Origin of the sequence: Cyanobacterium sp. Dongsha4 (assembly GCF_036345015.1) — a bacterium.
In the GTDB taxonomy this organism is placed as follows: domain Bacteria; phylum Cyanobacteriota; class Cyanobacteriia; order Cyanobacteriales; family Cyanobacteriaceae; genus PCC-10605.
Genome location: NZ_CP084098.1, coordinates 920,195 through 943,929, shown reverse-complemented (window position 1 = coordinate 943,929; position 23,735 = coordinate 920,195). Strand labels below are relative to the sequence as shown.

The following is a 23,735-nucleotide window of genomic DNA, read 5'->3' as shown; positions in this document are numbered from 1 at the left end:
CTAATACTACGGCTAATTTTCTCTCCTAAAGATACAAAGAGAGCAAGGGTATTTTAATAGTTTTTTATTCTCGAAATTCAAGCATCTTAAAGTCAAATTAACTTGAACTTAATTTGTTGTTATTGTTTTTTTATAATCGGGCGAAATTGCCCCTCTTAATAAGCCTTCTACACTAATATCTTCGTCTATTTCCTCCCAATGAATACCATAGCCTCCCCCAGATATTTGCCAATTATTTAATTGTTGTTTACTAGCATTAAATAAACGGGGAAACCATGCCAATAATGTTTTTATTGTGCGTCCATCCATAATTTCTACTGCTAAATTATCATCTTCTATGATGACATTTTTAACTCTTAAGTCAACTAAAATACTCATTCCATGCCTCCAAAAACATAATTTTATTTGATTCTACCATTGCTTGTATTTTTCGTAATTCTTTTCCTAAAAATCTAATGTTTCTCGCTAAAAAGACAGGAGATAACCAAAACTTTGCTGATAAATTGTCTTTGTCCACATGAATATGAGGAGGCTCATTTGGTTCATGACTACAAAAATAAAAACGATAACCTTTATATCTTATATATCTTAAGATAGTTGGCATTCTAACATAAATAGAGAAATGTATTGCATATTGTGTTTTTAGAACTGCAATTAATAATTTATATATAAATATTTTAGTATTTTAGTGATGGTGGGTTGAATAATATTCAACCCCTACGGTGATGGTTAATTGTTTTGTGCTAAGGTAATCAACTTATCCAATAATTGAGGAAAACCGATACCAGATGCTTCCCATAATTTGGGATACATACTCAAGGCAGTAAAGCCGGGTAAAGTATTGATTTCGTTGATTAATACTTCTCCTGTTTCGGGTAAATAGAAAAAGTCAACCCTACTTAATCCCCTTGAATCCACCGCTAAAAAGGCTTTAATTGCCATTTCTTTGATGGTTTCGCTAATATTGTCGGGAATGTCAGCAGGAATGATTAAACTGGCTAATCCGTCAGTATATTTGGTTGTATAGTCATAAAAATCAGCGTTATAGGTGATTTCTCCCACCACAGAGGCACTAGGGTTATCATTACCTAATACTGCACATTCTACCTCTCTCGCTTTAACTCCTGCTTCTACTATCACCCTACGGTCTAAATTAGCGGCTTCGTCTAAGGCTTTTTCTAATTCTGCTCTATTTTTAGCTTTACTAATACCCACCGATGAACCTAAATTGGCAGGTTTCACAAAACAAGGATAACCTAATTCTGCTTCGAGGCGATCGCACACTTTAGGAAATACGCAAGGACTAGAAAAGATTTCACTACGATTAACAGCGATATACTTAACTTGGGGTAAATCTGCACAGGCAAAAGCGTTTTTCATGGCGATTTTATCCATACCAACGGCTGAACCTAAAACCCCTGCCCCCACGAAGGGAACTTCCATCAGAGTTAGTAAACCTTGTACTGTACCATCTTCCCCATTAGGACCATGTAAAATCGGGAAAAATATCTCAATTTCGCCACATTCTTCGGGAAAATGCCAATTTTTCTGAGTGTCTTTTTCCACTGGTTTGGGTTCACCACTTTTTAAAATACTTTCCGCTACTTCTTTACCCCACCAATTACCTGCTTGGTCAATATACAAGGGTATGACTTCGTATTTTTCTCTATTTTCTTCTACAGAAAACCCAAGTGCGATCGCCCTTGCAGAGGTAATAGAAACTTGATGTTCGCCAGATTTGCCACCGAATAATAAACCGATTTTTAATTTTGCCATTTTTAATTAACTGTCGTGCGTTTAAATTGATTGCTTAAGGTAGGGAATAGGGAATAGGCAACAGGCAATAGTCAAAGTGTAAAATGTAGAGTAAAAAACTCTCCCCACTGTCCACTCTCTACTCCCCTACTTTTAGAAACTCCCTACTCACTAACTTACAAACTAGGATTGTGATTGTGCCAATCTGTTACTTGTTGATAAGCATAACCCACCTTAAATAAAACATCTTCTCTCAAAACATTGCCAATTAATTGCATCCCGATGGGTAAATTATTCTCATCAAAACCGCAAGGAAGACTCATCCCGGGTAAACCTGCTAAGTTAACAGGAATGGTCATTAAATCAGATAAATACATACTAAGGGGATCATTGGTTTTTTCTCCAGCTTTAAAGGCAGTAGTGGGAGAAGTAGGAGAAATTAACACGTCCACATCATGAAAAGCGTTGTCAAAGTCTTGCTTGATTAAAGTTCTCACTTTTTGAGCTTTGAGGTAATAAGCATCATAATAACCAGCAGAGAGAGCATAAGTACCAAGCATGATACGACGTTTCACCTCCGCACCGAAACCCTTTGCCCTAGTTTTGGTGTACATTTCTAAAAGGTTATCCGCAGATTCGTCTCTAATACCGTATTTAACCGCATCGTAACGAGCAAGGTTAGCACTGGCCTCAGAAGGAGCGATAATGTAATAGATAGGCAAACCGTAGCGGAAACGAGGGCAAGAAATTTCTTTTACCTGTGCTCCCAGTTTTTCTAATTCTTTAATTGCCTGATTGACTTTTTCAGCGACAATGTTATCTAAGCCATCGGAGTAAGTTTCTTTGATTACCCCTACTTTTAAGCCTTTTAAATCTTTGGCGAATGATTGGCTATAGTCGGGGATTTCCACATTTAAACTGGTGGAGTCTTTACTATCATAACCTGCGATCGCACCTAGTAGAATCGCCGTATCTTCCACTGTATGAGCAAAAGGACCAATTTGATCCAAAGAGGAGGCATAAGCCACTAAACCGAAGCGAGAAACCAAGCCATAGGTAGGTTTTAACCCCACTACCCCACAGAAAGAAGCAGGTTGACGAATCGATCCCCCTGTATCCGAACCGAGGGAGACAACACACTCATCCGCCGAAACTGCCGCCGCCGAACCTCCAGACGAACCCCCCGGCACTCTTTCAATATCCCAAGGATTAGCGGTGACTTGATAACCAGAGTTTTCCGTGGAACTTCCCATAGCAAACTCATCTAAATTAGTTTTACCAACAATTATCGCCCCTTGATCCCTTAATTTTTGGGTAACAGTGGATTCGTAACTAGGGATAAAGTTTTCTAAAATTCTGGAGGCACAAGTGGTAGGAATGCCTTTTGTGGACATATTATCTTTAATAGCGATGGGAATACCAGCTAAAACACCAATTTCTTCGCCCTTAGCAACCTTTTCATCCACTTGTTTCGCTGTTTCTAAGGCTAAATCCGAGGTGACACATAAAAAACTCTTTAATTTTGGCTCTAATTCACCGATGCGTTGTAAATATTCTTGGGTAATCTCAACGGCGGAGCGTTCTTTATTTTTAATCTGTTGATGTAATTTTTTTATAGAGGTCATGAATAATTTTTCTACTGTAGGTTATTTATAATTATTATTCAATGATTGTTGCTGAATTAACAATTAGAAATGAATAATTAAACCAAACATTTCCGAAAACTTAAGTTTGAGACAAAGTTACCACTCCTAATAAAATACAAGAAATACCAATCCATCTACCTTTGCTTATTTTTTCATGTAAGATATATTTAGCTGATGTAATGGTGACAAGATAACCAACAGCACTGGCAGGTCTGACAAAACTTAGATCATCCCAACTTAGTAGGGAAAGAAATAATAAAAGTGCGATCGCCTGACAAGAAACTCCAATAATAATATAAAGATTGCTAAAAATTCCCACTACCCAACGAAAAATATCCTCTACAGAAAATTTTTGGAGGGTTGCAATTTGTCTCATTCCTTTAGCGTTTAATAAATCTCCCATACTATCTGCTAACACCATCACGATAACTCCTAACCAAACAGTAGGTAGAAAGACACCACCAGAAATAAATGCAAATAAGGGGCTTACTTTATTTTTTTGTATAACGGCAACATGAGAAGACAATTGTTTTAATTTTTTTTCCTCTCTATACTGACTATAGCCAACAATAAAAACTCCCACAGAAATAAAACCCGTAGCAAACCAACGTAAAAAAGAGACATTTTCCCCTAAAATTAACCATGCAAGTAAGGCATTACAGATATAACTAGAAGCATGAATCGGCAAAACATAGCTTAAATCCATTTTGGATACTGCAAATAGATAGATAAACCAAGAAATGGTAAGACTACCTAAACCAAAATAAAAAAAAGGGGATGTGAATAAATAATAAATGACATCAATGATGACAGTTGGAGCAAAAGATGTTATTTCTCCATGAATTTTCATTGCTTCACTCAGACAAACATCTCCCAAAACCTGAGTTATGACTAGGATTGTTAAGATTAGGGTATTTAACACCGTTTAAAAAAATTTGAGACGATTTTTTATTTTAGGGCATTACCTCGCAATTCTCGTCCTTAAATATAAAGAGGATTTCGATTGAAAAGTGTTAGATCCCGTTAAATCCATCTTACTAAGAGAGACTGTCTTCCAGTTTTCGGCTTAATTCCCCCCTCTTTTGAAGCAGGAGTGATTCAAAGTAGAAATACAAAAACACTCAAACTATTGCCAGTAAAAGAATATAAAGTTTTAGAGCTTTGAGGATTAAGAAGTAGTTAAAAATGTTGAGATTATCAATTTATAACCATAAACCATTAAAAACTATTGCAAGAGTGCCTATTCCCCAACTGAGTTCGATGAAAAAAGTATCGAAAAATAAAGCGCCCTCGAGTTATCATCGAGCCAATTTTGGAATAAAAAATTATTAAATTTAGGGAAAACTCATTTAAAATCAATTTATTCAGCTTTTTTGTCAATAATTATTACTTTTAACTCCGTTCACGACCGAAGGGAGTGCATGAGAGCAACGAACTCTCCGAACTCCGAACTCCGAACTCAGGTATTCCCTGCCTTAACCAGAAAATTTTGGAATGAATCAGCCCTGCCCTCTTTTGAAGGGGGGCTTGGGGGGATATATCATCAAAATTAGAACTTTTAAAACAGTTTCTAACTAGGCTTTTTTAGGAGAAAGAAGCATAATCATATTGCGTCCCTCTTTTTTGGGTCTTTGTTGAACTTCTGCCATTTCCCCTAAATCTTCCGCAAGACGTTCTAATAATTCTTGTCCTAAGTGAGTATGTTGAGCTTCTCTTCCTCTAAAATTGATTGTTGCTTTCACTTTGTCACCAGCTTTAAGGAAGCGTTTTGCTTGATTGAGACGCACTTGATAATCATGCTCGTCGATTTTGTAACGCATTTTTACTTCCTTAACATCCGCAGTATGTTGCTTTTTGCGAATGGCTCTTGCTTTTTTCTCCTGCTCAAATTTGAATTTGCCATAGTCCATGATGCGACACACAGGAGGATCAGCAGTTTCACTGACTAAGACGAGGTCTAATTCTTTCTCTTCCGCTAGACGATTTGCGTCTCTGGTATCGAGAACACCAAGTTGCTCTCCGTCTGTGTCAATTAATCTGACTTTAGGAAAACGAATATTTTCATTAATTTTGGGTAAATCTCTTTGGTTATTTTTTTTGTTGCTATAGGTCACAGGCTTTGATTATTTTCTCCAATATGCTTTCTATAAAATATTTAGTTGATTTGAATAAGTACGAAGGATTAGGTTTTTTTCCTAGTCAATATTATAATTGGTGATTGCTAATCTGAATTAGTTTTTCTCGATATTAGTCGGTGAAATACTTTTTCTACTGGTGATTTAGTCTTATTATTAAAAAAAATTAACAAGGTTAAAGGTTAATGGATTCAACGATATTTCAAGCCCTTTTCAATGGTTTAGCGGTGGGAAGTATTATTGCATTGGCGGCGGTGGGTTTAACTCTGACTATGGGGATTTTACGTCTGTCTAATTTTGCTCATGGTGATTTCTTGACCGTTGGTGCTTATTTGACTTGGTGGATTAACCATTTTGGGTTGAATATCTGGTTGTCAATGGCGATCGCACTTTTGGGAACAATACTTATCATGTTAGCAGGAGAACAACTATTATGGAAACCTTTGAGAAAACAAAAAGCCAGTAGTACCAGTTTAATTATTGTATCCATTGGTTTAGCCTTGTTTCTGCGCAATGGTATTCTGTTTATTTGGGGTGGAAGTAATCAAAACTATGATTTACCTTTAGTTGAAGCCCTCGATTTTGGTGGCTTAAAAATTGCTTATTATCGTCTTATTGTCATTTTTGTGACAGTTTTGGCTATAGTGGGACTTCATTTGGTACTGCAAAAAACGAAAATTGGAAAAGGCATGAGGGCAGTGGCGGATAATATTGATTTGGCGAGGGTATCAGGGATTAATGTTGAGCAGATAGTTTTATTTACTTGGATTTTAACGGCAATACTTACCGCCATGGGAGGGGGATTATATGGGTTAATTACTGCGGTGCGTCCCAATATGGGATGGTTTTTGATTTTACCTATTTTTGCGTCTGTGATTTTAGGAGGTATTGGTAATGTCTATGGTGCGATCGCAGGTGGCTTAATTATTGGTGTGGCACAAGAATTGAGTGTTTTTATCGTAGGTTCAGAATATAAGCTCGGTGTTGCTTTACTAATTATGATTGTAATTTTGTTAGTAAGACCTCAAGGCATTTTCGGTAAATAATCTTAGTTCGGAATAAATTTTCTTTGTTATGCAAGAGCAAAGGTTAAGAGGCAAGAGGCAAAAAAAAGTGTTTAATTAACTCTAACCCTAACACCCTAATAACCCAATATCCCAGCCCCTATGCGATATTCTTAAATTGAACTAAGGTTAAATAAGTAGGGGAGTCAAATTGAGATGTTAAAATGAACCTGATTTGACAACACTAATATATTGGAGAAAAACATTGGATCGTCAAACTACAGGCAGTATTTCAACGTTAATAGGTGGAATTCTCGCTGCCTTAATTGTTTTTATTGGTTTTAATTCTTTTATTATTATCAACCCCGGACAAGCAGGTGTATTAAGCATTCTGGGAAAAGCTCAAGACGGTGCATTACTAGAGGGTATTCATTTCAAACCCCCTTTAGTTTCTACCGTAGATATTTATGATGTTACAGTGCAAAAATTTGAAGTACCTGCCCAAAGTTCAACTAAAGATTTACAGGAATTAACCGCTAGTTTTGCCATCAATTTTCGCCTTGATCCAGTTCAAGTGGTTAATATTAGGAGAACTCAGGGAACTTTACAAAATATTGTTGCTAAAATTATAGCTCCTCAAACCCAAGAATCTTTCAAAATAGCCGCCGCCAGACGCACTGTGGAAGAAGCCATTACTCAACGTAATGAATTAAAAGATGATTTTGATAATGCTTTAAATGGTCGTTTAGAAAAATATGGAATTATCGTTCTTGATACCAGCGTAGTTGATTTAACATTCTCTCCTGAATTTGCTAAAGCAGTAGAAGATAAACAAATTGCGGAACAAAGGGCGCAAAGGGCTGTTTATGTTGCCAAAGAAGCTGAACAACAAGCACAAGCTGATATAAATAGGGCAAAAGGTAAAGCCGAGGCTCAAAGACTCTTAGCAGAAACTTTAAAAGCTCAAGGAGGAGACTTAGTATTGAAAAAAGAAGCGATCGAAGCCTGGAAAGAAGGGGGTGCTCAAATGCCTAAAGTCCTTGTTATGGGTGGAGATAATAACGGTGGTGGAATTCCTTTTCTTTTTAATCTCAATGAATTAGAAAGATAATTTCATGTTGATATAGCCATTAAAAAAGGGGTCGGTAATAGTTTTACTGACACCCTTCTTAAGTTATGGAGCTGAGCAGAGTCGAACTGCTGTCCAAACCAGCTATTTACTTTTCGCTCATTCACAGGTTTAGCTCATCTAATCCTCAGAGCGGGAACTGTCACTTATCCCTGACAGTAGGATTTTCTAGTGTTTTCTTATCTCAAAGACAGACTAGAAACCATCTTTAAGAGCATCCGTTAGGGTTTGCCTATAATGCTTAACGGAGTCACACTATAAGCGCTCGAACCGGTTTTAGGTCTTAGGCAGCAACAGGAGCTGCTTTACGAGCAAAAGGAACGATGTTGTTCGCAGTTACATTTTTTTTGAGCCTTTTATTTGCGAGAGGAGACTCACTCTCGACCTGAATCACGGGTCAGCTTTCACTAGCCTGTCGAAGCCGTTACAGCCCCTTGTCTGACCTGTTGATCTCTATCCTAGCTTGTTTATTTAAAAGTGTCAACTACAGGTAATTAACAATTAGTAATTGGAAATTAAGACAAGGCAATAGGGAATGCAGGGCTGTTTCATTTTCGACAAAGAGAAAAGAGCGGGAGATAAGGGGAGAGGAAGATGGGGGGATTTTTGACTTGCAGATTTTAAGTAAGAATAAAAAATCTTGAAACAATCAATTAATCATAATAAATTATCAAAACTTATTACTCATTACTCCCCGAAAGCTGACACCTGTAACCTTTTCTGAACCCCACACTTGGGTGAACTGAGGTTATTTGCTGAGAGAAAGTTCTCCTTTTCTGCCAAGAATGCCTTGAGGACGCCAAATCATTAAAATCATAAGGATTAAGCCAATTACCATGACTCTAAATGCTCCAACTTGAGAGGCAGTAATAAAGGGCATACTACTAAATATAAATCGAGTTAAGGAGTCATATCCCCAAAAAATCATTGCTCCTAATATAACTCCTGCATTATTTCCCGAACCGCCCAAAACAACGATAATCCAAGCATTAAATGTCATTAAAGGTTCAAAACTACTGGGATAAATGGTTGTTAATTGCCAACTGTAAAATGCACCAGCTAAACCTGCGATCGCACCTCCTAACATAAAGGCTTGTAATTTATACCAAAAAACGTTTTTACCTAATGCTTTGGCAACTTCTTCATCTTCCCTAATAGCTTTCAAAACCCGCCCCCAAGGAGAATGAATAATAATATCTAAGCCATAGTAAATCACTGCCAAGGCAATCAATATCAGTAACATTAACCCAGCTTTATAAGTATAGTCCATAAGTGCGATCGCACCGTTAACATAACAGATAAGAATAAAAATAAAAGCGAGACTACCCCAAACATAGGTGCTTAAAGGGCTAGGAGGTTGATAACTTTTGCCCTGAATATTTTTGGCTAAATTCAACCTTTGACGAACATTAATCCATAAACGCCACACCACAAACACAGCTAAGACTGTGAGAATGGCAACCATCAATAATTTTCCCAAGGGATTAGGCTTAAAAGTACCAAAAGGCAGATTATAACCTTGAATACCAAAAGTTCCTTTCGTCAACCATTCTTCATTTTGAACAATCAAACGGACTAATTCTCCAGCCCCAATAGTGACGATAGCCAAGTAGTCTTCTCTTAACTTAATACTACTAAAACCAATGATTAAGCCAAAAATAGAAGCCCCTAAAGCACCAATTATTACCGCTAAAAATAAAGGTACTCCTTGAGATTCAAGTAAAACAGTCGTGTAAGCTCCGATGGTCATAAAAGCTACATGACCAAAATTAATTAACCCTGTAAAACCCCATTGTAAATTCAAACCAAGAGCAAAAAGACTATATAAACTCGCAGAAATTGTCAAAAAGACTAAATATTCAACCACTTTAACCTCGTGTAAAAAAAATAAGTGAGTCAGTTTGCATCTAAGTTTACTTGCGAGGGTAGTTTACAAGCAACAGGCAAAGTTAAAGGTAAATAGTTGATAATGAATAGTAAATAGTGAATAGTGAATAAATTTCAATTAAGAATTAAAAACTCATTACTTATTACTTTTCTCTAACACCTGAAACCTGAAACCTAACACCTCCTTCTTACTCATTACTCATTTCCCCTTTTGCTCAATCTTGTAGTGTTTTCAGTAAACCCCCTCTAATTAAGCGACTAACTAACTGGGTTTTTTGTTCTTCTTTTAATGAATCGGGAAGCATTTGGGGGGTAAATGGTTCTTTTTGTTTCGCTACAAACTCCATTGCCTCTCGATAATGTAATCCTCCATTGATACTATTTCCGGGGAATTGAATACTGATAGAAAATCCTTTTTTAACTATACGGCATCTCATGCCCTCTCTTTTTACTACTAATGTATCGGGTGCGATCGCATCTACTAAATTAACTTGCTGAAAATGCCCGTCAGGAATTGGGGTAATCTTATGAATAAATTGATCATTAATTAATTCCATTGCCTCATCGATAGAACTTTTTTCCGCAAAAGTTTGTAATAATTGATCAAACTGCTCTTTAATTTCTCCTAACATTTCGGGCTTATCTAAAAAGCCAATAGGTAAAGCCTTACGCAAATCTTGATTTTTCAACGCCAACATTGTTAAAGCATTAACCATCAAATCAAGCCATTGAGTGGGATAAATACCCAAAGTTAAATGAAGGGAAAAACTTTCTTGGGTAGCCGCATGATGCACAAAACCTCTGGGTAAATATAATAAATCTCCCGGTTGTAAACAAACCGTATGTAATAATTTTGGTAAACTATTTTCAGGAATAACAGGTTGAAAACTTCCCAACAAAGGCACGGGTTGAAAACACTGATGCACTTGCCATTCTTTTGAGCCATCCACTTGCAAAACAAAGACATCATGAGTATCGTAATGGGGGGATAAACCCTTTGAGTCTTTTGGAGATAGATAAAGATTCGCTATTACCCCATGATTAAAAAAGTTTTGTAATTTTTGACAATAAATCGCCAAAGGTTTCCAAAAATTTTGTAAGCCATTAACAACTAAAGTATGATCCTCATAATAGGCTTTATAAAGTTGGTTAAGATTAAGACTACCATCAGCTTTCACATATCTATCGGGGAGAAAATCCTGTTGATTTTTCACCACCCGTATCTCTGGAGGTTTCAGTTTACTATATTGTAAAATTGAGTCTAAATCCTCTACCGAGAGTAAATCTTTATAGTATTTCTTTTGATTACGAGAAATAATTAAAGGTTTTTTTTCCCAATATTCATTGATAAATGTGTTTAAATCAATGGGGGCAATTAGTTTAGCAAAATCAAAATCATCTATAGACATAAGACATAATCTCAAAAAAAGAATAGTTTAATCTTTACGAAGAATATCAGGAAGCCAGAGTAAGCCAATAATTAACAAGCAAGAGATAACTAAAAAGATTGCATATTTAGTTCCGTCATCCATAGGTTTTTACCTCATTATTTTTATTGGAATTCTACTCCCAAAGTAAAATTGATGGCAATAAATCTGGATGGGCAAACCTCAGTAATTGATAACCAATACCGCTACTACCGTGATGGAAGCTAGGATTAAAAATTAAAGGAGGTAAACCAGAAAATAATTGAAAATTACCTGTTGACTCTGCCCGACTCAGTAAAGAATTAACCCCTTGATGGGAAAACTTTAATAATGAAGGTTGATTTAATTTTTTAGAGGCAACTAACAGAGTTTCTAAGCGTCCAAAATTACCCCAACAAAGGTTATCTACTTCACCAAAACAATATTTTTGCGTTGTTTCTAGGGCGTTATTTATATCCTCTTGAGTCAAACTATCATTATAAATATGTGAAATACCTAAACGACTTAAAGCTATCCCAGAAGCTCCATTCGTCCAAGAAACGTTAAATACTGCATTTTCTGAAGAATCATCAGCCCAATTTTTGTGTATAGGTGAAAAGAAATTTTGCTCTTGTTGAAGGGCTTGTTTTCCTGCTTCCAAGAAACGTTTATCATCGGTAAGGGCAAATAGTCTGAAAAAACTATAACTAATACCAGCTAAACCATGAGCAAAACCTGTTTTGATATTTTTATTATTATCTGTTTGCTGATATTGAAATAAATATTCTCCGCACTCTTTCGCTATTTCCAAAGTATGAGATTTTATCGATGCTGAGGCTAATTCCGTTTCCGATAGTGCTAATAAACCTAAAATAGAACTGGCTAACCCGTCAATAACAGAAAAAGAAGACTTTTTGATTAAATCAGGAGTTATTAACGCAGTTAAACTATGAGCATCTTCTAATAATATTGGTTCTTGTAACAATTCGCTTATCTTAACTAGGGAATAAATTATTGAGCAAATTCCCCTTGTGCCACTAATACCCGTTTTTTTGACCAGTCTTTCTTGAATTTTGGGATATTTCGTTAGTTGCTGAATATTGTTTTGTATAGTTTTTAGACTTCTATCGGTTAAATTTTTCCATCTCTCATCCTGTGTAATTTTATATAAGGCAGAGAGAAAAAGAGTAATTCCTGAATTACCATCATATAAGCCCGGATTTAACCCCGGAAAACGAAAACCATTAGTTTTTGCTCGATACTCTAAACTGAGCCATGTTATCCCCTCATCGGTTGACATCAAAGAGTTTCTCTGGGCTTCTGAAGAAGTGGTTAGTGCGATCGCTTCGGGATCTGCTGCGCAGCACGCATTTTTTTCTAAATCTTCTGCAATTTTAACTACCTGCCTGAATAATAACTCTTGATTCAAAGAAGTAGAGGTAGAGTCAGATAGAGATAAATTCTGTTTTTGAGAGTAGTCATCAGTAGAAATAAGAGAAATAGGTTGAGGCTGTTTAACTAATTGGGCATAAAAAGCACTACGAATCATTTGTACTTGTCGCTCTAAATCCTCATGACTGAAATTTTTAAATCTAGTCATCAAAGATTCAAAACTTGGCTTTTCAAACATATCTGCTACCATTTCCCCCTTACCCACATAAACTCCATCTATGGAAGTATTGGAAGTAAAACAGGGAATGTCTAAATCTTCCATTTCTCTTAATTCTGTTCTTAATATGGGTAATAACTTCTCTGGATTTTTCATCCCTAAAAAAGCACGACTTAAAACATCTAGGGCAATACTGCGCTTGATACCTGATTTAAGTAAACTAGGGTGATAAGAATTAGATAAAATCGTGTTATATGTGCTTGTATTGCGAAATAAATAACGAGTATTTTGATTTTTTAACAATAAAAAAGGGCTTTTTTCACTCAATAATAACTCTTGCTTTTTTAGTAAAAACTCATAAGTTTCCTTAAATCCTTGAACTATATCTTCTAAATAATCTTTGGGAGAAAGAGTAACATTATTCAAGACTGGTAAATTATTTCTCTGTGTAAAAACTACTTCCTTAAAGCCCAAATTCATAGCATCGGAATTTATATTGTTAATTGCAATTTGTTTTATTTTCTTTTCTTCTTCTACTGCTAATCCACCAACATTAACATTGACATCATCATTGAGGAAACTATATTCAATTGGTATTAAAAAAGTGCGAAATACAGACTCTTGAATTAATTTTCCTACAGATGCAGTAGATGCGTGTTGCACAGCAGATCCCGAAGCGATCGAACTTTCTGCTCCTTTTGTTAAACTGATACCATTATCATCATTATTTGCCTTAGTTCGCGGTTGTAGTAAACCCTCTAAATCAATCAGCATCGGGTTGTCACCATGGGAAATTAAATTTTCAAAATGAAAATCAGAACCCTCTAAAGCATAGGTAAGACATACTAACATTCCATAACGGTAATAGAAATTTCTTGCCTCTTGTTCACTGTTACAAGGTAATGACGATAAAAACTCAATCCAACCATAATTATCACGATAAATAACCTTAATTGTTTTTAAAGATATAAGATTAGACTCTTGATTAAACCAGTTTAAAAATTGGTAAAAATTTACATCAAGATTAATATTTCTGGGCTTATAAATTAACTTTAATCCTGTGTCGAATTTTAATGCTATAACAGACCTTCCTCTTTCATGAGAATCTGATAAACCAACCTGAATATCGATAACTTGTTTTAAGGGTTTATCTGAAGAAAAAAGTCTTTCTATTTCAGGTAAATCATTATTTAACCTAGTAATAAATTCTTGATTAGCTTCCACCCAATAATTAATTAATATAGCACTTAGTTTTCCCAAAACACTATATTTTTCAAAAAAAGAAACGAGATTATCTGAAAGTAAATTATCTAAAAATTGCTTATATTTATTATTACTTTTACTACCTTGTAACTGAGTTAACATAAATTCCTTAATCTCATTTCCCGAAGAACGAAAACTCTTAAATTCTTCCAGTAAAACAGATGTACAGAGATAGGCAAGTTGGTTAATTAATTGTTGTTCTAAAATAACCAAAGAATTATTATTTAATAAATCTAAATTAAATTTTGTTCTTTGACGTAATTTATCCCAAGCCACTTGAATAAAGGGAGTATAAATAGGCTCAAAAGGAATTTTAGTCGAATTAATAAGATTCTCTGGTAATTGCGATAATTCTAAATTTTCAGCTTTTTGTATAACCTTTTTTAGAGTAATTAACCATTCAGGTAAAGGGGTATCAGGAGAAAAAGTTCCTTCAGCCAAAATCAATGAAATTTTATCTAATGTGAAGCCTTCCAAAGCCAAACGTTGCTCAAATTTTTCCTTATCACCCTTTGTCACGATGTGACACCATAAGTTTAAATTTTCTTCCACTTGAGATTGAGAAGAATCGGAAATATTGGGAATCCAATGATAAGTTAATCTTTCATTAATTGAACTAGCTTGATTGTGAATAAAGTTCAATGTTGTTTCTAAATAATGATTTTCCAGTTTCATAGGTAGCAATATTTAAAAATTTTATTCCTGACTTTAATTAGTAATTATGTGTTATTTTTTTGATAAAATTGAGTCAAATTAAATATTTGCTCTTCACATTACTTTTCTTTGAGATAGTGATATTTTTTAGATAAAACTTTTTGACAGTATTTATTCAAGAAAAATAGTTAATAAATAAAAATCATTTTAATAAGAAATCTTTAAAAATCTTTAATTTTTATAAAAGTAAAAGAGATTTGAGTAAAACTTTATTTATAAAATCACTTGGTATAGACATTATAAAAAATTAAAATAAGATAATATTTTTATCTTGAGTTCAGCTTAACTCATTAATAATAAGAGTGCCATATTTTTTTACAAACTCTGAATAAATTACTGAACTTTTATGAACTTTTATGTATAGACATTATCTAAAAATTTACATTACCTTAATGATAGTTACTTAGGGTTAACCAGAATAACTAAATAATTTTCTAGTTTTTACATGAGGTAAACTAATATGGGCAAAGAAGCAGTAGAGCAGTTTTTTGCTAGAATTCCTGAAGATGATGACTTACAACAAAAGTTAGTTTCTATTCTTCAAGCAGATATTGACCATCGCCAAGAAACTGCTAAGTTGGCACAGGAATACGGATTCGAAATTACTGCTGAAGAACTTTCAGAGGAAGTACAAAAACGACAGGAAGAATTTGCACAGCGCCAGGAAAATGGAGAATTAAGTGAGGAAGAATTAGAAAGCGTTGCTGGTGGTTTATCTTTCCCCGGCACATTTAGTTTCCCTTCGCCTATCCCAGGCACTTTTCCTTTCCCTGGGCCAAGGCCTGGACCTATTCCTCTCCCTAAACCAAAATGGTAAAGGTTTTATTTATGATTCACGAGTGAACAAGCAAACACAATAGATAGACAATTTAAGTTTCATTATATTTCCGTTGCTGTATAGATGGTTATTTTCTTATCAGTAGCGGTTTTTTATATTCAGTAAAAAAGATTTACAACGATGAGTCAATGTTCAAAAATCTAACCTCTTAGCTGATACCTAGCCAAATCAGATATTTTTATATCGAACCAAGGAATAGTGATTAACACTAAGTACATCAAATGGTAATAAAATACTGAACTTTCCTGAACTTTTATGTATAGACATTGTTTGAAAAATTATATTACCTTAATGATAGTTATTTCAAGTCAACCAAAATAACTAATAAATTTCCCAATTGTTACGTGAGGCAAACTAATATATGAGTAAAGAAGCAGTAGAACAGTTTTTTGCTAGAATTTCCGAAGATAATGACTTACAGCAAAAGTTAGTTTCCATTCTTCAAGCAGATATTGATCATCGCCAAGAAACTGCCAAGTTAGCACAAGAATATGGATTTGATATTACTGCCGAAGAACTTTCAGAGGAAGTAAAAAAACGGCAAGAAGAATTTGCACAACAACAGGAAAGTGAAGAATTAAGTGAGGAAGAATTAGAAAGCGTTGCTGGTGGTTCTATTCCCAGTATTACCGTTGGCATTCTTCAACCTTTAAGTATTGCTTCATCTATTCCGAGTTCTATTAATATTCCGGGTTCTATTTCAAATCCTTTCCCAAAACCAAAATGGTAAAGGTTTTATTTATGATTCACCAGTGAACAAACAGAAAAAATAGATAGACAACTTTAAGTTTCATATATTTCCGTTGCTGTTCGTGTGTTTCCTTATCAGTAGCGGTTTTTTTATTCAATTTTTATTCAATGAAAAAAGAGGTTTAAGACTATGAGTCAAAAAGCTGCTGTACAGTTTTTGGATGCAGTTCCTGAAAATGAAGAATTGCAAAGAAAGTTAGTGACAATTATGGAGTCTTCCGATAATGATCGTGAAGAAGCTGCTCAATTAGCTAACGAATATGGTTACGATATTACCCCTGATGAACTTTGGGCAGAAATCCAAAAACGTCAACAGGAAGTTAAAGCCCGTCAAGATGCTGGAGAGTTAACGGATGAGGAGTTGGAAGCGGTTGCTGGTGGTGAAATGATTGTGGCAACCATTGCGGCAACCGTTGCTCTTACTGTTTCAGTTGGTGGCAGTATAGCGATCAGCCAAGCAAAATGGTAATAAAATACTGAACTTTCCTGAACTTTTATCTATCGACACTTTTGATAATGATACTTACGATAAAGCCATAGTCATTCTCTAGTAGAGGAAAATTTTGAAATGAGTCAAGAAGCAGTAGTCCAATTTTTGGATGCAGTTCCTGAAAATGAAGAGTTACAACAACGATTAGTAGCAATACTCGAATCTTCGGAAAATGATCGTGCTGATGCCGCTGAGTTAGCCAATGAATATGGTTATGATATAACTCCTGATGAGTTATGGACAGAGATTCAAAAACGTCAAGCTCAAGCCTCGGAACGTCAAGAAGCAGGGGAATTAACCGATGAAGAACTAGAAGCAGTAGCTGGTGGCGAACTTGTCATAACGGCGATTATTGGTTCTGTTGCTGGTGCGGCAGGTTTTGGTCTCGCAGTTGGTGGAGCACTCGGACCCAAAATTAAATGGTAAACATAGCTTAAAAATTGATTTGAACAGTAGTAATAACACTTTATTTTCAGGAGAAATTTAACAATGAGCATTCAAGCCGTAGAAGCATTTTTGGAGCAAGTTCAAACAGATGAAGAATTACAAAAAGATCTTGCTTCCGCTTTAGAAGCTGAAAATGATCGTCAAGCAGTGACAGATTTAGCTAATTCTAAAAATTATGAATTTACTCCCGATGAGCTTTGGGCGGAAATCCAGAAAAGACAAGAAGAAGCAATGCAACGCCAAGAGGCAGGGGAATTAACCGATGAAGAACTAGAAGCCGTTGCTGGTGGTGAACTGGTTGTGGCAACTATTGTCGGAACGGTTGCTGCTTTTACCGTCTCCGTTGGTGGTGGTATAGCGATTAGCAAAATAAAATGGTAATAAAGTACTAGCTTATTGCTAAATAATAAAAATCTGGAAAAACTAGGTTTTAGGTGTTAAGCGTTGGGAATTAGGAAAAATTGCTACTTGACACACGTATATATTGTATTTTAGTGAAAATAAATAAAATTATGAGTCAAAAAAATGTGAGCGAATTTTTTGCTAAGGTCGAAGAAGATGATGTACTGCAACAAAGATTAATACAAATTCTTCAATCAGAAGATTTAGATCATCGGGAGGAAGCAGTTAAGTTAGCTAATGAATATGGTTATGAGGTTACTGGAGAAGAACTTGCACAAGAGGTTCAAAAACGTCAGGAAGATTTTGCTCGTAGGCAAGAAATGGGAGAATTAACCGACGAAGAATTGGAAGCAGTAGCTGGAGGCGGTGGTGTTGATGGTATTTTAAAATTCGTTTTTAAGGTTGGAGAAGCATTAGTTAAAAAATCCAAATGGTAAGAAATCTAACTATTTTTAAATATTAGACATCTTCAAAAAAATTTTATGGGCTTGTGATTAGGTCTAAGTATGTTTATTTCGGGAATGATTATTAGGTGTCTGTTGTGGTAAAGGTCTATTAAACAAGTAAAAAACCTGTTTTATGACAATGTCGTTGAACTAATTTCTAAGTTTATGGAAAATAAGATTTCTTTTGCTAAGGGATGTCAAATCGCCGCAATTAATAGTTGCGATCGCATCTGTTATGCTATTCAACCTTTTATTCAAGAAATACTCAATCAATTTGTTGAGTTAAATAACTTAGATCAAGCCATTACTATGGGGGCAAAAAAACATCATAAAATAGCGGAAAAATTCTTTGAATTTGACACTGATAACCCTGCCCCCACTTTTTCCCTTCAAGAACAATTTTTATTCCCCGAAAAAAGCCCTATTTTATCCCTACAATATGGCAACACTCGTTTCCCTTTATTTCTTAAAAAATACGGTGCAGAAATAATTTATGATCAGTCAATTTTACCCGAAATTCAACAACTATTTTCCCTCTGCGGTGAATCCAATCTTTCCTATGAACAAGTGTGCGATCGCATCTCTCAGCAAATGATTGAATTATTGGATAAATTAATTGACTGCAAAATAGTCCAAAACAAACCTCCTTCCCTTGAAACTATTGACTTAAGTACCCCCGGAGTTTTTCGACTTCAACACGCATCCCTATTGTATCGCACCAAAACCACAGGTATCCTAGTTGATCCTCATCTTCATTCTAACTACGGCATTCCCAACCTGAAAAAAGATATTAGTCGCGCCATGTTAGGCAATGACGTTGATGCCATTTTAATATCTCATCCCCACTATGATCACTGGCATTATCCCACCTTGATGATGTTTCCTGCTGAAACACTCATTATTGTACCAAAAGTACCGAGAGGATCAATCATGTGTGAAGACATGAAAGCAAGATTAGAAGGCTTAGGATTTACCAATGTCATCGCCGTTGATTGGTATGCTGAACCCATTATAGTCGGAGATATAGAAATCCACGTCTTACCATTTTATGGTGAACAACCCCTCGTACCCGAATTTAATCAGCCAAAACATCCTGATTTGCGTAACTGGGGTAATACTTATTTAATCAACACAGAATATTATAAATCTTGGTTTTTAATCGACTCAGGTAATGACGACATGGGGACAATGGCTGAAGTGGCACAGTATGTCAAGGATAGATTCGGTAGTTTAGATCATGTTTTGAGCAACTTCCAACCCTTATCATACAATTCAATAGGTACAGATTTATCCGCATGGGGCATTGATATTGTCGCCAATTTACTCAGTAACCCTCAAATTTTTTCTGTAACCAACAAGAAAGAAGGAGAATATATTGCCCTTTTAGGTGCGCAAGGAGTAGCGGAAATTTGTGCCATTGTTGATGCGAAATATTGTTTACCCTATGCCGATAGCTGGGCGGAATTAGGAGAAGGAGGATTACACGATGAGACTCTGATTAAAGATGTGGAAAAAGAATTGAAAAATATTGGTTGTACTACTCAAGTTATCCCCTGGAAAATTGGGGATCAACATATCATTAACGATACTGAGAAAATTATTTCTAAAACTTTTTTTAGGGAATATGTGTAAAAAGGAAATAACTAAATACTACGCCCAGAGAACTAATTTATTTTCACTTAATTATTTAGATGAATTAGAAAAATCTATTTTATCATCACCTTATTTAGCAGATAATCAACTAAGTGATAACTTTGCTCAAACCAGAGGTTTTTCAGTTGTTTTTAAAAGGGAAAGTATTGACAAAGTAGAACAGGAATTTCCCTTTTTTAAAAATTATTTACAAATGGCTTTAAAAAATCCCTGTAATGCTTTTTATCTTAATGCCTTAATTTTAGATGATGGCAGTCGAGTTGAACCTCATATTGATTGCAGTATTTCTTCTTATGAAAGAATTATGCTTGTACCTCAATTAGTTAGTGTTTTATATGTGAAAATCCCTGACGATTTACAAGGAGGAGAATTGATTTTAGAGTTAGAAAATAAACCAGTCGGTAAAATTACACCCAGAAGGAATAACTTAATTTATTTTATTGGTCACTTGCTTCATTCTGTTAATCCAGTTGTTAGTTCTCAACCAAGAATTAGTTTGATTTGTGAACAGTATAATTTGCCTGATGAAAGATTAGTAAAAATTCCTGATCTTGATATTCAATCTAATAAAAAATAAGGACGATTAATAATGATTAAAAATTCTTTAAGCGATTATATTAATCTCATTAAACCAACTATTTCTCATCAGATTATTGATAATGATACTTGGAAAAATATTAATCATGTAGCTCAATTTTTGCCCAGTGCCACAACTACTTTTTTTGGTTTTGAATCTCGTTTAGGTGTAGCAAAAGCTCACTGTGATTTTTTACTATGTGCCGATGGCAATGAAGCGGGAAAAAAAGTATTAGGCGATCGCACTTATTCGATTAAATTACCTGAATATTTATTAAATAATAAGATATGGATAAACATTAACAGTTTTTGTGAAGAATGGAATAAACCCGATAGCATATTATTAGAAAAAATTGATAATATTTGGTTAGAATTTGATATAGATGATAATTTAGATGATATTCCTATTCCTAGTTGTTTTTTTGCTCCCCAGCCAATTTATAAGAATAAAAATAATGAAGACTTGCAATGGATTTGGCAATGTTTAAAGTTGTTAAAAGGGATAGAAATTAAACCAGATATAAAACAAAACTTATCAAAATGTTTTCAATTATTACCTCTAGGTTCTTATGTTTTTCAAATAGGATTAATGTTAGCGAGAGAAACGGATTTTATTAGAATTTGTATCCGGGATATTAACCCTAGCAAAATTACTCAATACTTAGAAAAACTTGATTGGTCTGGTTCAATTATTGAGTTAGAAAAAGTCTTAAACGATTTAGCCAAATATTCAGCTCGTATTGATTTAGATATAGATGTAGGAAAAGAAATAGCCCCTAAAATTGGCTTGGAATGTTATTTAGAAAGACAACCTTCCCTTAACCCTAAATGGCAATTATTTTTAGATTATTTATTACAAAAAGGGTTAGTAATTCCAGAAAAAAAAGACGCTTTGCTAAATTATACAGGATATATAAGAGAGAAAGATTACCCAGAATTATGGCCTAAAACATTATCTAAATTATCTAGTTTAATGGGTTCTCAATATCAAAGAATTTTCTTTAAAAGTTTACACCATATAAAATTAGTTTATCAGGAGAATAAATGTTTAGAAGCAAAAGCCTATTTAGCAGTAAGTAATACTTTAATTAACCAACAAAAAATAAGAGAATCTCAACATTTTAATTATAGTGCGGTTCAAGTAAAAAACTTTCTCTCAGAAACGGAAAATCAACAATTATTAAACTTCATCATTAATAATAGAACTCAATTTCAATCAGCTACTATTCATGAAGATTATCAAAATTTGGGCAGAAAAGAAGAAAATTATCGTCTTTCTTCAGTATTATTTGATTTCCCTGAATTTGAAACCATGATTTGCGATCGCATCTCCTCCATTTTACCTGATGTGATAGATAAACTAGGCATTCCACCTTTTCCTGTTGCCCACATAGAAGCTCAAATTACTGCCCATAATGATCAAAATTACTACAAACTTCATAACGACAACGGTACACCTGAAAGTAAAGGGCGAGTCATTACATTTGTATATTATCTTTATCAACTACCAAAATTATTTACGGGGGGTGAATTAAAGATTTACAACAGCACCAGCCCCGAAAATTTAAAACCAGATAGTATTAAAACTATTGAGCCGATTAATAATAGTATCGTCTTTTTTCTTAGCCAATATATGCACGAAGTAAGGCCAGTAAATTGCCCTTCTCAAGATTTTGCTCACAGTCGTTTCACCGTCAATGGTTGGATTTGGAGAAAAAATTAACAACTAATACTCATTACCTATTACTAATTTATTATGCAAGTATCAGAAATTTTACAAACTCTCCCCCATTCCCTTGAATGGATGGTATTATTTAACATCAGCGCGATCGAACCTTTAACCGATCACAATACGATTAAGGCAATGTATCATCTGCCCGAAGATGTGGATTTAAAGCCTTATTCTCATGTGGTTTTAACTAGCGAAGGTCGATTTTTAGCATCTGGAGATAATCTTCAATTATTTGATCCCGTATCTGGAAAACGTTGGTCAAAAGAAAATATCAAGGATAATTTATATACCAGATTTTCGCCTCAGCTAAATTTATTCTCCGTTGATGAAGCCGATTGCCTAGGATTAGGAGAACAAAACCCTTACTCTCCCGTTTTACTTCATGTTAAAATTGCAGAAGGTTATGGACAAGCTCAAGCAATATTTGACCATCAACCCAATTTTGATCATTATCCTCTTTTAAAAGCAGTAGGAGTTAAGTTTCTTTCAGGAGAGATAAAAAACTCTTACTACTTAGCAAAATTCCAAAATCGTTTACCCATTCATATTCATGCAGGGATTTTATCTCACTTTAGCAGAACCGCACATTGTAACCTCTTTTTCTTACAACATGGAAATATCGATCCACCTTTAGAAGAAGGGTTATGGAAAGCCTCGGAAGTGCGCAGTAATTGGGGTAAAAATTACAATTTAACAATTCTGGCAAACCTTGTTAATCAGGTAGAGGAAAAACCCTTAGCGATGGTGTGTCAACCTCCTCCACCGCAACCATTATTTGGCTATGGCGATTTAGTGCCTTTAGGCTTTGTTTTAAGGGCGTTAAATCTTGCTACGGATGAAAATATAGTTGAAAATGCGATTAACTCAAGAGATAAACTAGAGAAATTTTTGCTTAATAAACAAGAAGGTAAACTCTGGGCTTTTCATAGTCAAAGATTAGTTACTGCAACGGATTCAGCTTTAGTTTTACAAGGTTTTTATTTACCTGAGTCGGTGGAAGCATTGGAAGTTTTTGCAGATGGTGAGGGCGGTTACTATCCTCAACTTTGGTCTGAAGAAAAACAAGAGGGTAAGATGGTTTATGACGACAGTTGCGCCCATTGGTGTCAAGGTGATTATGCGACTACCTGCATGGTGAGAAGTCTGAGGAAAAAGGCAGGATTAGAGAGTAAAACCCCTTTAGATTATTTATTATCTGGTTTTGAGCATCGTAGTGGTTTATATTTTGCGAATCCTTATCTAGTGGATTGGTATTTAGCACAAGCTATTACAGATGAAAAAGAAGGAGACATTTTGAGACAAAAATTGATGGCAGAAATTCTCGCTAGTATAAATGAGGATTATTCTTTTGGGTTGTATGATGTCGCTTTTTCTACGGCGTTGGCTATTTTAACTTTAACGGAGTTAGGGGTAAGAAGTAGAACGATTCGAGTAATGCAGTTACGTTTATTAGAGCTAATGGAAGCAAAAACAACTCTACCCATTCCCTTTTACTCTAGTTTAAAAATTGATGCGGAAATTACTTCTCAAAAGGAGTTTTTAACCTTATTAATGGGTCAAAGTTTTACGAAAAATCCTTCTGGTATCAATCAAAAACAAATTCGCAAAATAGGAGAGGAGTATCATGGTATTTCTCTTTATTTGGATACATACCGTTTAGTTACTCATTCGATAATGGCTCTTGCGTTGGCGGAGAAATGTGATTTAGAAGACGGTTATTTAGATTTAAGTCATTATCAAAACTATATTCATCCCCGTTATCAGTGTCAAAGTCATTGCGAATATATTGCTAAGTTTGCTTTACCACCTTATTTATTGGGGGGGCAAAGTTAACAAAGTTAAAAGGGACAAGT

21 protein-coding genes and 1 other RNA gene are annotated in these 23,735 nt (G+C 34.9%); 12 read left to right on the top strand and 10 right to left on the bottom strand.

What is annotated here, in order from left to right:
- Positions 1–108: 108 nt before the first annotated feature.
- The 6 genes from Dongsha4_RS03990 to infC all read right to left on the bottom strand — a co-directional run bounded on the left by Dongsha4_RS03990 (position 109) and on the right by infC (position 5,515).
- Entirely contained in the window at positions 109–378 is a 270-nt protein-coding gene (locus tag Dongsha4_RS03990) for a DUF2442 domain-containing protein (RefSeq protein WP_330204451.1), read from the bottom strand.
- Positions 362–604, bottom strand: a complete 243-nt coding sequence (locus Dongsha4_RS03985) for a DUF4160 domain-containing protein (protein WP_330204450.1) — start codon at positions 602–604, stop codon at positions 362–364. Before Dongsha4_RS03985 ends, Dongsha4_RS03990 begins: the two co-directional genes overlap by 17 nt.
- Positions 605–729: 125 nt before the next feature.
- Positions 730–1,776, bottom strand: a complete 1,047-nt coding sequence (locus Dongsha4_RS03980) for a D-alanine--D-alanine ligase family protein (protein ID WP_330204449.1) — start codon at positions 1,774–1,776, stop codon at positions 730–732.
- A gap of 155 nt (positions 1,777–1,931) precedes the next feature.
- Positions 1,932–3,380, bottom strand: coding sequence for an Asp-tRNA(Asn)/Glu-tRNA(Gln) amidotransferase subunit GatA (gene gatA, locus Dongsha4_RS03975; protein ID WP_330204448.1), 1,449 nt, complete (start codon positions 3,378–3,380; stop codon positions 1,932–1,934).
- 100 nt (positions 3,381–3,480) lie between these two features.
- Positions 3,481–4,323, bottom strand: coding sequence for an EamA family transporter (locus Dongsha4_RS03970; protein ID WP_330204447.1), 843 nt, complete (start codon positions 4,321–4,323; stop codon positions 3,481–3,483).
- 652 nt (positions 4,324–4,975) lie between these two features.
- The gene (gene infC, locus Dongsha4_RS03965; RefSeq protein ID WP_015218889.1) at positions 4,976–5,515 is read right to left on the bottom strand and encodes a translation initiation factor IF-3; all 540 of its coding nucleotides are present in this window, start codon (positions 5,513–5,515) and stop codon (positions 4,976–4,978) included.
- Positions 5,516–5,721: 206 nt separating this feature from the next.
- Between infC and Dongsha4_RS03960 the strand changes: the two genes are divergently transcribed.
- Together Dongsha4_RS03960 and Dongsha4_RS03955 are read left to right on the top strand one after the other, a co-directional pair.
- Positions 5,722–6,582, top strand: a complete 861-nt coding sequence (locus Dongsha4_RS03960) for a branched-chain amino acid ABC transporter permease (RefSeq protein WP_330204446.1) — start codon at positions 5,722–5,724, stop codon at positions 6,580–6,582.
- A 223-nt stretch (positions 6,583–6,805) separates the two neighbouring features.
- Positions 6,806–7,651, top strand: a complete 846-nt coding sequence (locus Dongsha4_RS03955; RefSeq protein ID WP_330204445.1) for a prohibitin family protein — start codon at positions 6,806–6,808, stop codon at positions 7,649–7,651.
- Between the two features lie 63 nt (positions 7,652–7,714).
- Here the strand turns inward: Dongsha4_RS03955 and ssrA are convergent.
- The 4 genes from ssrA to Dongsha4_RS03935 form a co-directional block, all read right to left on the bottom strand.
- Positions 7,715–8,103, bottom strand: a transfer-messenger RNA (tmRNA) gene (gene ssrA / locus Dongsha4_RS03950).
- Positions 8,104–8,417: 314 nt separating this feature from the next.
- Complete coding sequence (locus tag Dongsha4_RS03945; RefSeq protein WP_330204444.1) at positions 8,418–9,536, bottom strand: branched-chain amino acid ABC transporter permease; 1,119 nt, start codon at positions 9,534–9,536, stop codon at positions 8,418–8,420.
- Positions 9,537–9,771: 235 nt separating this feature from the next.
- Positions 9,772–10,965, bottom strand: a complete 1,194-nt coding sequence (locus tag Dongsha4_RS03940) for a cupin domain-containing protein (RefSeq protein WP_330204443.1) — start codon at positions 10,963–10,965, stop codon at positions 9,772–9,774.
- A 154-nt stretch (positions 10,966–11,119) separates the two neighbouring features.
- A complete protein-coding gene (locus tag Dongsha4_RS03935) occupies positions 11,120–14,509 on the bottom strand; it encodes a type 2 lanthipeptide synthetase LanM family protein (protein ID WP_330204442.1) in 3,390 nt (1,129 codons plus the stop codon).
- 499 nt (positions 14,510–15,008) lie between these two features.
- Here Dongsha4_RS03935 and Dongsha4_RS03930 point away from each other — a divergent pair, with 499 nt between their 5' ends.
- The 10 genes from Dongsha4_RS03930 (at position 15,009) to Dongsha4_RS03885 (ending at position 23,715) form a co-directional block, all read left to right on the top strand.
- Positions 15,009–15,365, top strand: coding sequence for a Nif11-like leader peptide family natural product precursor (locus Dongsha4_RS03930; RefSeq protein ID WP_330204441.1), 357 nt, complete (start codon positions 15,009–15,011; stop codon positions 15,363–15,365).
- 382 nt (positions 15,366–15,747) lie between these two features.
- Complete coding sequence (locus Dongsha4_RS03925) at positions 15,748–16,116, top strand: Nif11-like leader peptide family natural product precursor (protein ID WP_330204440.1); 369 nt, start codon at positions 15,748–15,750, stop codon at positions 16,114–16,116.
- 150 nt (positions 16,117–16,266) lie between these two features.
- Positions 16,267–16,605 (top strand): Nif11-like leader peptide family natural product precursor, encoded by a 339-nt coding sequence (locus Dongsha4_RS03920; RefSeq protein WP_330204439.1) that lies wholly within the window; start codon positions 16,267–16,269, stop codon positions 16,603–16,605.
- A 99-nt stretch (positions 16,606–16,704) separates the two neighbouring features.
- Positions 16,705–17,052: a Nif11-like leader peptide family natural product precursor gene (locus Dongsha4_RS03915; protein ID WP_330204438.1), complete on the top strand. Its 348-nt coding sequence runs from the start codon at positions 16,705–16,707 to the stop codon at positions 17,050–17,052.
- A 63-nt stretch (positions 17,053–17,115) separates the two neighbouring features.
- The gene (locus Dongsha4_RS03910; protein WP_330204437.1) at positions 17,116–17,454 is read left to right on the top strand and encodes a Nif11-like leader peptide family natural product precursor; all 339 of its coding nucleotides are present in this window, start codon (positions 17,116–17,118) and stop codon (positions 17,452–17,454) included.
- A gap of 131 nt (positions 17,455–17,585) precedes the next feature.
- Complete coding sequence (locus tag Dongsha4_RS03905) at positions 17,586–17,912, top strand: Nif11-like leader peptide family natural product precursor (protein ID WP_330204436.1); 327 nt, start codon at positions 17,586–17,588, stop codon at positions 17,910–17,912.
- A 174-nt stretch (positions 17,913–18,086) separates the two neighbouring features.
- Positions 18,087–19,553 carry an MBL fold metallo-hydrolase gene (locus Dongsha4_RS03900; RefSeq protein ID WP_330204435.1) on the top strand — a complete coding sequence of 489 codons (1,467 nt, stop codon included), beginning with the start codon at positions 18,087–18,089 and terminating at the stop codon, positions 19,551–19,553.
- Positions 19,546–20,151, top strand: coding sequence for a 2OG-Fe(II) oxygenase (locus Dongsha4_RS03895; protein WP_330204434.1), 606 nt, complete (start codon positions 19,546–19,548; stop codon positions 20,149–20,151). Before Dongsha4_RS03900 ends, Dongsha4_RS03895 begins: the two co-directional genes overlap by 8 nt.
- A gap of 12 nt (positions 20,152–20,163) precedes the next feature.
- On the top strand, positions 20,164–21,873 hold the full coding sequence (locus Dongsha4_RS03890) for a 2OG-Fe(II) oxygenase (RefSeq protein ID WP_330204433.1): 1,710 nt from the start codon (positions 20,164–20,166) through the stop codon (positions 21,871–21,873).
- A 33-nt stretch (positions 21,874–21,906) separates the two neighbouring features.
- Positions 21,907–23,715 (top strand): hypothetical protein, encoded by a 1,809-nt coding sequence (locus tag Dongsha4_RS03885; RefSeq protein ID WP_330204432.1) that lies wholly within the window; start codon positions 21,907–21,909, stop codon positions 23,713–23,715.
- Positions 23,716–23,735 lie beyond the last annotated feature (20 nt).

Coding starts and splice junctions, on each gene's coding strand:
- Dongsha4_RS03900 (WP_330204435.1), top strand. CDS start 18,087: ATGGAAAATAAGATTTCTTTTGCTAAGGGATGTCAAATCGCCGCAATT.
- Dongsha4_RS03925 (WP_330204440.1), top strand. CDS start 15,748: ATGAGTAAAGAAGCAGTAGAACAGTTTTTTGCTAGAATTTCCGAAGAT.
- Dongsha4_RS03930 (WP_330204441.1), top strand. CDS start 15,009: ATGGGCAAAGAAGCAGTAGAGCAGTTTTTTGCTAGAATTCCTGAAGAT.
- Dongsha4_RS03895 (WP_330204434.1), top strand. CDS start 19,546: ATGTGTAAAAAGGAAATAACTAAATACTACGCCCAGAGAACTAATTTA.
- Dongsha4_RS03910 (WP_330204437.1), top strand. CDS start 17,116: ATGAGCATTCAAGCCGTAGAAGCATTTTTGGAGCAAGTTCAAACAGAT.
- Dongsha4_RS03990 (WP_330204451.1), bottom strand. CDS start 378: ATGAGTATTTTAGTTGACTTAAGAGTTAAAAATGTCATCATAGAAGAT.
- Dongsha4_RS03920 (WP_330204439.1), top strand. CDS start 16,267: ATGAGTCAAAAAGCTGCTGTACAGTTTTTGGATGCAGTTCCTGAAAAT.
- Dongsha4_RS03985 (WP_330204450.1), bottom strand. CDS start 604: ATGCCAACTATCTTAAGATATATAAGATATAAAGGTTATCGTTTTTAT.
- Dongsha4_RS03905 (WP_330204436.1), top strand. CDS start 17,586: ATGAGTCAAAAAAATGTGAGCGAATTTTTTGCTAAGGTCGAAGAAGAT.
- Dongsha4_RS03915 (WP_330204438.1), top strand. CDS start 16,705: ATGAGTCAAGAAGCAGTAGTCCAATTTTTGGATGCAGTTCCTGAAAAT.
- Dongsha4_RS03885 (WP_330204432.1), top strand. CDS start 21,907: ATGCAAGTATCAGAAATTTTACAAACTCTCCCCCATTCCCTTGAATGG.
- Dongsha4_RS03980 (WP_330204449.1), bottom strand. CDS start 1,776: ATGGCAAAATTAAAAATCGGTTTATTATTCGGTGGCAAATCTGGCGAA.
- Dongsha4_RS03890 (WP_330204433.1), top strand. CDS start 20,164: ATGATTAAAAATTCTTTAAGCGATTATATTAATCTCATTAAACCAACT.
- Dongsha4_RS03940 (WP_330204443.1), bottom strand. CDS start 10,965: ATGTCTATAGATGATTTTGATTTTGCTAAACTAATTGCCCCCATTGAT.
- gatA (WP_330204448.1), bottom strand. CDS start 3,380: ATGACCTCTATAAAAAAATTACATCAACAGATTAAAAATAAAGAACGC.
- Dongsha4_RS03960 (WP_330204446.1), top strand. CDS start 5,722: ATGGATTCAACGATATTTCAAGCCCTTTTCAATGGTTTAGCGGTGGGA.
- Dongsha4_RS03935 (WP_330204442.1), bottom strand. CDS start 14,509: ATGAAACTGGAAAATCATTATTTAGAAACAACATTGAACTTTATTCAC.